At 64.3% G+C, this 8,668-nt stretch carries 8 protein-coding genes; all 8 read right to left on the bottom strand.

The annotated features are described in order from the left end of the window. Positions 1-960, bottom strand: a 960-nt coding sequence (murD, locus tag Q0X62_RS06365) for a UDP-N-acetylmuramoyl-L-alanine--D-glutamate ligase (RefSeq protein WP_297732878.1), incomplete at its 3' end; no start/stop codon positions are given. A gap of 11 nt (positions 961-971) precedes the next feature. After that, positions 972-2,075, bottom strand: a complete 1,104-nt coding sequence (gene mraY, locus Q0X62_RS06360) for a phospho-N-acetylmuramoyl-pentapeptide-transferase (RefSeq protein WP_297732874.1) — start codon at positions 2,073-2,075, stop codon at positions 972-974. Between the two features lie 7 nt (positions 2,076-2,082). After that, positions 2,083-3,507 carry a UDP-N-acetylmuramoyl-tripeptide--D-alanyl-D-alanine ligase gene (gene murF, locus Q0X62_RS06355; RefSeq protein ID WP_297732872.1) on the bottom strand — a complete coding sequence of 475 codons (1,425 nt, stop codon included), beginning with the start codon at positions 3,505-3,507 and terminating at the stop codon, positions 2,083-2,085. Continuing rightward, on the bottom strand, positions 3,500-4,951 hold the full coding sequence (locus tag Q0X62_RS06350; protein ID WP_297732869.1) for a UDP-N-acetylmuramoyl-L-alanyl-D-glutamate--2,6-diaminopimelate ligase: 1,452 nt from the start codon (positions 4,949-4,951) through the stop codon (positions 3,500-3,502). Before Q0X62_RS06350 ends, murF begins: the two co-directional genes overlap by 8 nt. Beyond that, positions 4,948-6,705, bottom strand: coding sequence for a penicillin-binding protein 2 (locus Q0X62_RS06345; protein ID WP_297732866.1), 1,758 nt, complete (start codon positions 6,703-6,705; stop codon positions 4,948-4,950). The genes Q0X62_RS06350 and Q0X62_RS06345 overlap by 4 nt, the downstream gene beginning before the upstream one ends. Then, positions 6,705-7,088, bottom strand: coding sequence for a hypothetical protein (locus tag Q0X62_RS06340; protein WP_297732863.1), 384 nt, complete (start codon positions 7,086-7,088; stop codon positions 6,705-6,707). The genes Q0X62_RS06345 and Q0X62_RS06340 overlap by 1 nt, the downstream gene beginning before the upstream one ends. Then, the gene (rsmH, locus tag Q0X62_RS06335; RefSeq protein ID WP_297732860.1) at positions 7,085-8,089 is read right to left on the bottom strand and encodes a 16S rRNA (cytosine(1402)-N(4))-methyltransferase RsmH; all 1,005 of its coding nucleotides are present in this window, start codon (positions 8,087-8,089) and stop codon (positions 7,085-7,087) included. Before rsmH ends, Q0X62_RS06340 begins: the two co-directional genes overlap by 4 nt. Then, on the bottom strand, positions 8,089-8,547 hold the full coding sequence (locus Q0X62_RS06330; RefSeq protein ID WP_297732857.1) for a division/cell wall cluster transcriptional repressor MraZ: 459 nt from the start codon (positions 8,545-8,547) through the stop codon (positions 8,089-8,091). The genes rsmH and Q0X62_RS06330 overlap by 1 nt, the downstream gene beginning before the upstream one ends. Positions 8,548-8,668 lie beyond the last annotated feature (121 nt).

Raw genomic sequence — 8,668 nt, 5'->3', positions numbered from 1 at the left:
GGTCGCGATGGCGTCGGCCGCCGCCCGCCCGGAAACACCGAGCGCGCGCACTGCGGCCAGCGCCGCCGCGGCATTCTGGGCATTGTGCCGGCCCGGCAAGGCCGGTGCCTTGGCCAGGTCGACGACCGGGTGCGAAGCACAATCGAGCGCATCATAAACCCGGTCACCCAGCGCATAGACACCGCGCGCAAAGACACGTCCGGCGGAGATCGGGATGATCTCCTCCTCCCGCCGCTTGTGGCGCAGGGCCGAGAAATAGGCCGAGGTCGCATTGTCATCGATGCCGATGACCGCCACGCCGCCCGGCGTCTGCATGTCAAACAGGCGCTGCTTGGCGTGGAAATAGCCATCAAAATCGCCATGGCGATCGATATGGTCCGGCGAGATATTCAGCAGCACGGCGACATCACAGGCCAGCGTTTGGGTCAGATCGATCTGGTAGGAGGAGAGTTCGAGCACGTAATAACTGCCCGGCCGCGGTGCCGGCTGCGCCAGGATGGCGTCACCGATATTGCCGCCAACCACAACCTTGCGCCCCGTCTCGCGCAGGATATGTCCGATCAGGGCGGTCGTGGTCGACTTGCCGTTGGTGCCCGTGATGCCAATGATTTTGGGGCGACGCTTCTCCGGCAGTTCGGCTATCGCCATCGCGAAAAGCTCGACATCACCGATCACCGGCGCATCGACGGCACGGGCCAGCTCGACCGCATGATGGGGTTTGGGATGGGTCAGCGGGATGCCCGGCGACAGGATGAGCGCGGCGATATCGCCCCAGTCGCGCCGGTTGAGATCATCCATAGTCAGGCCCTCGGCTTCTGCGCGCAGCCGCGAGGGTTCGGAATCGTCCCAGCACGATACCGCTGCGCCGCCTGCCTCGAGGGCCTTTGCCGTGGCAATGCCTGTGCGCCCCAATCCGAACACAGCCACGCGGCGGCCTTCATATGCGTGGATCGGGATCATGAAGACCTACCCTACCGCAATTTCAGGGTGGCGAGTCCGATTAATGCGAGAATGACCGCAATAATCCAGAAGCGGATGACGATGGTCGGCTCGGCCCACCCCTTCTTCTCGAAATGGTGGTGGATCGGCGCCATGCGGAAGACCCGCTTGCCGAAGAGCTTGTAGCTGGCGACCTGGACCATGACCGAGACAAGTTCCAGCACGAAGAGACCGCCGACAATGGCCAAAACCAATTCGTGCTTGATGGCCACCGCGATCGTGCCGAGTGCGCCGCCCAGCGACAGCGATCCGGTATCGCCCATGAAGACCATGGCCGGCGGGGCATTCCACCATAGAAAGCCAATGCCGGCGCCGATCAGCGCGCCGCAGAAGATCAGGATCTCGCCCGCCCCGGCGGTATAGTGGACCTGCAGGTATTCGGCAAAATCAACCCGGCCCACGACGTAGGCGATCACACCAAAGGTCGCGGCTGCGATCATCACCGGCACGATGGCCAGACCATCCAGCCCGTCGGTCATGTTCACCGCATTGCCGGAGCCGACAATGACGATGCAGCCGAAGACAAAGAAGAGCGGCCCGATATTGAGCATCAGATCCTTGAAGAAGGGGAAGGCGATCGAGGTCTCGACACCCGGTTCGACACCAAGGGACCGCGCCGTATGGGTCGCCCAGACCACCGCCACGAGGGCAATCGCGAACTCACCGACGAGTTTGAACTTGCCGCCAAATCCGGCCGTCGTCTGCTTGGTCACCTTGAGATAGTCATCCACAAATCCGATCAGGCCGAAGCCCGCAGTGACGAAAATGACGATCCAGACGTAAGGGTTTGACAGGTCGGCCCATAACAGCGTCCCGACCATCACGCCCAGCAGGATGAGGAAGCCGCCCATTGTGGGTGTCCCGGCTTTCTCGACGACATGCCGCTCAATGCCTTCGGCCCGGATTGGCTGACCCTTGCCCTGCTTGCGGCGCAACCAGCCGATCATGGGCTTGCCGAAGATGAAGGCGATCAGCATCGCCGTCATCAGCGCGCCGCCGGTCCGGAATGTGATGTAGCGAAACAGGTTCGCCAGTTGCAGGTCGTCCGCCAGCGGCGCGAAGAGCAAGTAGAGCATGGGCGGATCAGGCCTCCGTCAATCCGAATGCGGTACCATCGACGAGAACCGAGGCGATCTTGTGGAGACCGGATCCATTGGAGCCCTTGATGAGCACCACATCCCCCGCCTGCACCATGGATTTGACCTGTTCCAGCCCCTCGCCAGCGTCCTGCGCATAGCCCGCGTGAATAGTCTTCGGCAAGGCATCATGCAGGTGCTTCATGCGACGACCGCAGGCGATTACCGCGTCGACGCCCGCTGCGACCAACTCATCGGCCAGTGCGGCGTGAAGCCGGTTTTCCTCCGGGCCCAATTCCAGCATGTCGCCGAGAATGGCGATGCGGCGACCGCTGCCAGTCGGGCGGGCCGAGCCCAGGGCCGCAATGGCCGCCGCCATGGAGACCGGGTTGGCGTTATAGGCATCATCGAGCAGCGTGAAACTCCCGCCTCCGGCAAGCTCGATGGAGACAGCGCGTCCACGCCCCGCCTCCGCGCCAACGCCGGAAAGCGCCTCGGCCACATCACGGGCATCGAGACCCGCGCCCGCTGCGGCCGCGAAAATCGCGCCGGCATTCCAGGCCCAGTGCTCGCCGGTCGCGGCAAGACGAAAGGGGGCTCGTATGCCGAGCACATTGGCCACGCCGCGCGAACCGTCCAGGCCGGTTTCGAATTCCTCGATGCGAATGGCGGCGGATTTGCCGGTACCGAAATCGAGCATGAAGGCGGCACAGGAGTGCCTGGCATGGCGCGCCAGACGCTCCGCCAGCGGATCGTCGGACGGGTAGATCGCCACCCCGTCCTGCTCCAGCCCTTCGAAGATTTCCGATTTAGCGTCGGTAATGGCCTCGATCGAACCGAGATGCTCCAGATGGGCCGGGGCAATCCGCGTGATCAACGCCACATGCGGGCGCACCAGTGATGACAGGTCGCGAATCTCGCCAGCATGGTTCATGCCCAGCTCGAAGACGGCCCGTTCGGTCTGCTTGGGCATGCGCGCCAGGGTCAGCGGCACACCCCAATGATTATTGTAGGATTTCACGCTCCAATGGGCCGGGCCGGCGGCGCGGAAGACAGCCGCGACCGCCTCTTTCACACTGGTCTTTCCGACACTCCCGGTCACCGCGACGCGTATGGCTTCCGAGCGATCGCGTGCGGCGACACCCAGCGCACGCAAACCCTCCAGCGCGTCTTTCACCAGAAGGGCTGGCTCCACCCCGATATCACCGCGCTCGACCAGGCAGGCTGAGGCGCCCGCCGCCATCGCAGCGTCGGCAAAATCATGTCCGTCACGGGTATCCGTGAGGGCGACAAAAAGATCGCCGGGTTGCAGTGTGCGGGTGTCGATGGAGATGCCGTTTGCGGTCCAGTCGGTCTCGCCCAACAGCATGCCGCCTGTCGCCGCCATGGCCTGTCGGGATGTCCAGAGCGGTGTCGTGTTGTCGTCAGACACGGGCAGCCTCCCTTTGCGCGAGCGCTGCGCGCCCCTGATCGCGATCATCGAATGGATGCACGACGCCGGCGATTGTCTGGCCGGTCTCATGGCCCTTACCGGCGATCAACAAGCAGTCGCCTGCGCGCAACATTGATACACCCTGGCGAATGGCTTCGGCCCGGTCCGCAATTTCCTCGGCGTCCGGACAGCCCTTGAGGACAGCCCTGCGGATGGCGGCGGGATCCTCCGAGCGCGGATTATCGTCCGTCACGATGACATGATCGGCCTGATTGGCCGCGATCACCCCCATCTTGGCGCGCTTGGAAGCGTCGCGATCGCCCCCGCACCCGAAAACAACAATGACCCGACCGCGCGTATGCGGACGCGCTGCACGGAGCAATTTATCCAACCCGTCCGGTGTGTGGGCATAATCGACAAGCACCGGCGCTGCCTCGGCCGTTTCACCGACCTTCTCGAGGCGGCCCGGCACGCCGCCCAGCGCCCCGAGGGTCGCCAGAACACAGGCCTCGTCAACACCATCGGACAGGGCAATGGCGGCCGCCCCGAGCGCGTTGAGAATCTGGAATTCACCAACCAGCGGAATATCGAGTGCGTGGTCGTGCCCTTTCCAGGCAAAGACAACGCTCTGGCTGGCCGGGCGCGGGGTAATCTCGCGAATAGTCAGATCCCTGCCGCGCCAGCCCATGGTGAGGACGTCCAGACCACGCTCGCGCGCCGCACTGGCCATCTTGTCGCCCCACTCGCTGTCGACATTGATCACGGCGCGACCATTGGCTGGCAAGCGCTCTGTGAAGAGCTTTAATTTGGATGCGAAGTAATCGGCGAAGTCCGGGTGATAGTCGAGATGATCCTGGGTCAGATTGGTAAAGGCGCCGACCGCCAGGCGCACGCCGTCCATGCGGTGTTGCTTAAGGCCGTGGCTGGAGGCTTCCATGCCCAGGTGGGTCACCCCCTCGCCGGCCAGACGGTCCAGTGCGGCCTGCAGGGCAACAGCATCCGGCGTGGTGTAGCCGGTCACCTCGACCTGATCACCCCGGGTCACACCCAGCGTGCCCAGACAGGCCGCTTCGAGCCCGGCACCGGCCCAGATCTGGCGCAGGAATTCCACGGTCGAGCTTTTGCCATTCGTGCCTGTGATCGCGACAATATGCTCGGGCTGACGCGGATAGAAACGTGCCGCCATGCGCGCGAGAAGCGCGGCCGGTTCATCCACCGCGATTACCGGCACAGGCGCCTCGATTGGCGCGTCGGTCAGAATGGCTGCCGCGCCGGCTGCAAGCGCTTTCGGAATGAAATCACGGCCATGGACTTTCACACCCGGCAAGGCGGCAAAGACAAAGCCCGGCTCCACCTTGCGACTGTCCAGGGTCAGACCCCGGATTTCGATATGCCCCGCATCAACCGACAGGCCTTCTCCCGACAACAGCTCATCCAGGATCACGGGATCATCTCCGGCATCAGGGCCGCGCGAACCAGGGCGGCGCGACCGACCGGGTCTTCATTCGACCGCTCGACCCCGAGGATGGGCGCGATCCGCGCCACGATCTCACCCACGGCCGGCGCCGCAACCCGACCACCGGTCGGGCGAAGATAGGTCGGTTCGGGCATTTGCGGTTCGTCGAGCAAGACCAGGATCGCATATTGTGGATCATTGGCCGGGAAAACGGCCGAAAATGAGGAGAGAAGCCGACTGGTGTCATAGCCACCGCGCGTCGGCTTGTCGGCGGTACCCGTCTTGCCAGCGACCAGATAGCCCACCGCTTCGGCATTCCCGCCGGTTCCGCCCACCACATTCTCACGCATCAGGGCGAGGACATCGCGCGCCACATCGGACCGCATCACCCGCTCGCCCAGGATGGTTTCATCGGCAGCGACCGGCAAAAGCGTCGGCGGGACATAGATACCGTCATTGGCGATAGCCGCGAAGGCGGCGATCGTGGCGATCGGGCTGACCGCAATGCCGTGGCCATAGGAAATCGTGACGGTTTCGGTCGGCCCCCAATTGCGCGGCAGGAGCGGATCAGCACTTTCGGCCAGCTCGATCGGAGCGCGCTCCAGCAAGCGCAAATCACCGAGGAAGCCGCGCTGGGCCTCTGCGCCTACTTCCAGCGCCATATGCCCGGAGCCGATATTGGATGAGTGGGTGAAGATTTCCGGCACGGTCAGCCAGCGCTCTTCGCCGTGATAGTCGGAAATCTGATAGCCTCCGACCGAGAGCGGCGCGCGCGCATCATAGCGACTCTCCATCGTCGCCGTGCGCTCTTCCAGGGCAACAGCGACCGTGAAGGCCTTGAAGGTCGAGCCCATTTCATAGACTGACTGGGCCGCGCGGTTGAGGCGCTCGCCATTGCTGGCATCGGCGGGCCGGTTCGGGTCGAAGTCCGGCAGGGAGACCATGCCGAGGATTTCGCCGGTTTGGACATTCATCACGATGCCGGTCGCGGCGAGCGCCCGGTATTCGGTCATGCTGGCGCGCAGGACTTCATCAAGATGGAATTGCACGGCCATGTCGATGGACAAGGCGACCGGGCGACCATCCCCAGACATCAGAGCACTGTCGAAAGCCCGCTCGGCACCGGCCAGCCCGTCCATGTCGCGATTGGTATAGCCGACGACATGCGAGGCCAGTCGACCGCGCGGATAGACACGGCGCGGCTCGGAGCGGAACTCCAGACCCGGCAGACCGAGCGCGAACACAGCCTGACGCTGGCGTGGGGTGAGATTGCGCCGGACCCAGACAAAGCGGCGCCGCGAGTCGAGTTCCTCGGTCAGGGACGCAACATCAATATCCGGTAGGACCGTCGCCAGCATCTCGGCCGTTTCGGCTGCATCCCAGACCAGAGCCGGGTCGGCATAAAGCGAGTGGGTGTCCAGTGTCGTGGCCAGGACCTGGCCGGTCCGGTCAAACAGGTCGCCACGGCTTTGCGCTGCCACGGCCTGGCGATTTGGCGAGGCCGCGTCGGCCGATCCGGTGACCGCGACCTCCACCGCCCGGCCGCCCAGTATGGCAAATCCCAGGGCAAGCGAGAGTCCCATGACACGCAAACGCCCGCGCGAGGCTTCCATCGCGCGGGTCTCATCGCTTTCAATCCGCAGCAGGCGCGACATGTCCGCCGGCGCGGCTTCAGCCAGCGGCGGCGGGGCCAGCGTGCGCGCCTCGGCCGATACCTGCTTGCGGAACGGCCACAAACGCATCAGTCCGGCCCTCCGACCTGGGTCGGCTCAGCCATCGCCAGGGCACCCTCTTCCTGGCGCACCAGGGCTTGGTCGCGGCGCACGCCCTCTTCTTCGGGGCGGGCATCGGCGAGCAGCGGCAGATCGCTCAAGGCAACCTCCCGGGACGGATCCAGAGGTTCAAAACCGAGATAGCGGCGGGCCAGGGCGCGCAGGCGCTCCGGGTCTTCCAGATGGGCGATCTCGACATTGAGCACATTGATCTGGCGACGCTCCTCGACGAGCTGGGCCTGGATATCCTCAAGACGTTCCTGCGAGCTCTTCGCCTCGGCCTTGGCGATGTAGAGCGCGACCGCCAGAGCTGCGGCAACGACGAACGCAATCGCATTGAGCGTGCGGATCATAGCGCGGCCTCCAGACGGGCAAGCGGAACAATACTCGTGTGAAGCGACGGCCCGTCAGTCCAGGCAGGCGCTTCGGTTCGGGTGGCCGCGCGAAGCTTGGCAGAGCGGGCCCGCGGATTATCCGCCGCTTCCTCATCACTGGCCGCCACGGCGCGCCGGGTCAGCAGGGAGAAGCTCGGCGCGGGTCCGGTTTCAACCGCCGGCTCGTGGCGCGAACCACCGCCTCCGGCCAGGCCGGCACGGCCTCGCAGGAAGGTCTTGACCATGCGGTCTTCCAGTGAATGGAAGGTAACCACGACAAGCCGCCCCAGCGGGGTCAGCAGCTGCTCGGCAGCCTCCAGCGCGCGGGCCAATTCGCCAAGCTCGTCATTGACGAAAATCCGCAGCGCCTGGAAGACTTTTGTGGCGGGGTGAATCTTTGAGTGTTTTCCGCCGGTTGCACGGGCAACGATTTCAGCGAGCCGGTCCGTCGTCTCGATTTTCGCCTCGGCGCGCGCCGTGCAGATGAATTTCGCGATGCGGCGCGAACGCCGCTCTTCGCCGTATACATAAAATATGTCGGCGAGCTCGGACTCCTTGAGACGGTTCACCGCATCAGCCGCGCTCGGCCCGTCGGCCGCCATGCGCATGTCCAGCGGACCCTTGCGCATGAAGGAAAAACCGCGCTCGGCCTGGTCGATCTGCATCGAGGACACGCCGATATCCAGAACAATCCCGTCGACACCCTCAATCCCGCGCGAGGCCAGCACCTCGGCCATGGCCGAGAATGGCGCTTCGGCGAAGGAGAAACGCCCGCCCGACGCCTGAACGAGCTGGGTGGCCGCCGGCTGGACCGCCGGGTCGCGATCAATGCCGATCAACTTGCAATCCGCCGCCGACAGGATGCCGCGCGAATAGCCGCCGGCACCGAATGTGCCGTCAATATACAAGGCCCCGTCGCGCGGCTCGAGTGCGTGCAGGACCTCATCCAGCATGACCGGAATGTGCGGAGCGACGCTCATCACACGCCTCCACTACGGGGCGGGAGCTTGAGCGACTTCTTGTTGTCTCGGGCGAAGCTGCGGGCATTGGCCTTGCGCTCGGCCAAGCGTTCCGGATCCCAGATCTCGAAGCGCGCACCCAGACCGACGAAAGCCGCCTTGCCGTTCAGCCCGGCATGCTCGATCAGGTCCCTGGGAAGACTGACCCGGCCGGTGCCATCGAAGGCCAGGCCGCGCGTATCACCGAAAATGGTCTGCTCGAAGGCGGCGCGGGCGTCGTCATAGGGATCCATCTCCTCCATGAGCGCCAGATAGCGATCAAGCAAAGCCTGCCCGCCACCTTCCAGATAACCACCCTCGAAGGACGGCCAGACGAAAATCTTCTCCTCGGGGTCATTCTTGACGACCGCGCGGAAGCCGGCGGGAACGGAAACCCGCCCCTTTGCGTCCACACCATTGATCGTCGTTGACAGAAACACGGTCGAAACCCCCAAAGCCATGAGACCCGTCCCTCATGGTTAACGATGGGATAACATGGGATCAGATGGGAAACAATGACGAAAGGCCCGTTTTTCATGGATTAGCGCGCCTCTAGAAGTA

This window comes from uncultured Maricaulis sp. (assembly GCF_947259345.1).
Lineage (GTDB): Bacteria > Pseudomonadota > Alphaproteobacteria > Caulobacterales > Maricaulaceae > Maricaulis.
Note: the sequence above shows the minus strand (reverse complement) of the source record. Positions and strands in the feature narration are given on the sequence as shown.

What these genes read in the sequence shown, in the direction of transcription:
- mraY (WP_297732874.1), bottom strand. Translation starts at nt 2,075, where the DNA reads ATGCTCTACTTGCTCTTCGCGCCGCTGGCGGACGACCTGCAACTGGCG.
- Q0X62_RS06345 (WP_297732866.1), bottom strand. Translation starts at nt 6,705, where the DNA reads ATGCGTTTGTGGCCGTTCCGCAAGCAGGTATCGGCCGAGGCGCGCACG.
- Q0X62_RS06340 (WP_297732863.1), bottom strand. Translation starts at nt 7,088, where the DNA reads ATGATCCGCACGCTCAATGCGATTGCGTTCGTCGTTGCCGCAGCTCTG.
- rsmH (WP_297732860.1), bottom strand. Translation starts at nt 8,089, where the DNA reads ATGAGCGTCGCTCCGCACATTCCGGTCATGCTGGATGAGGTCCTGCAC.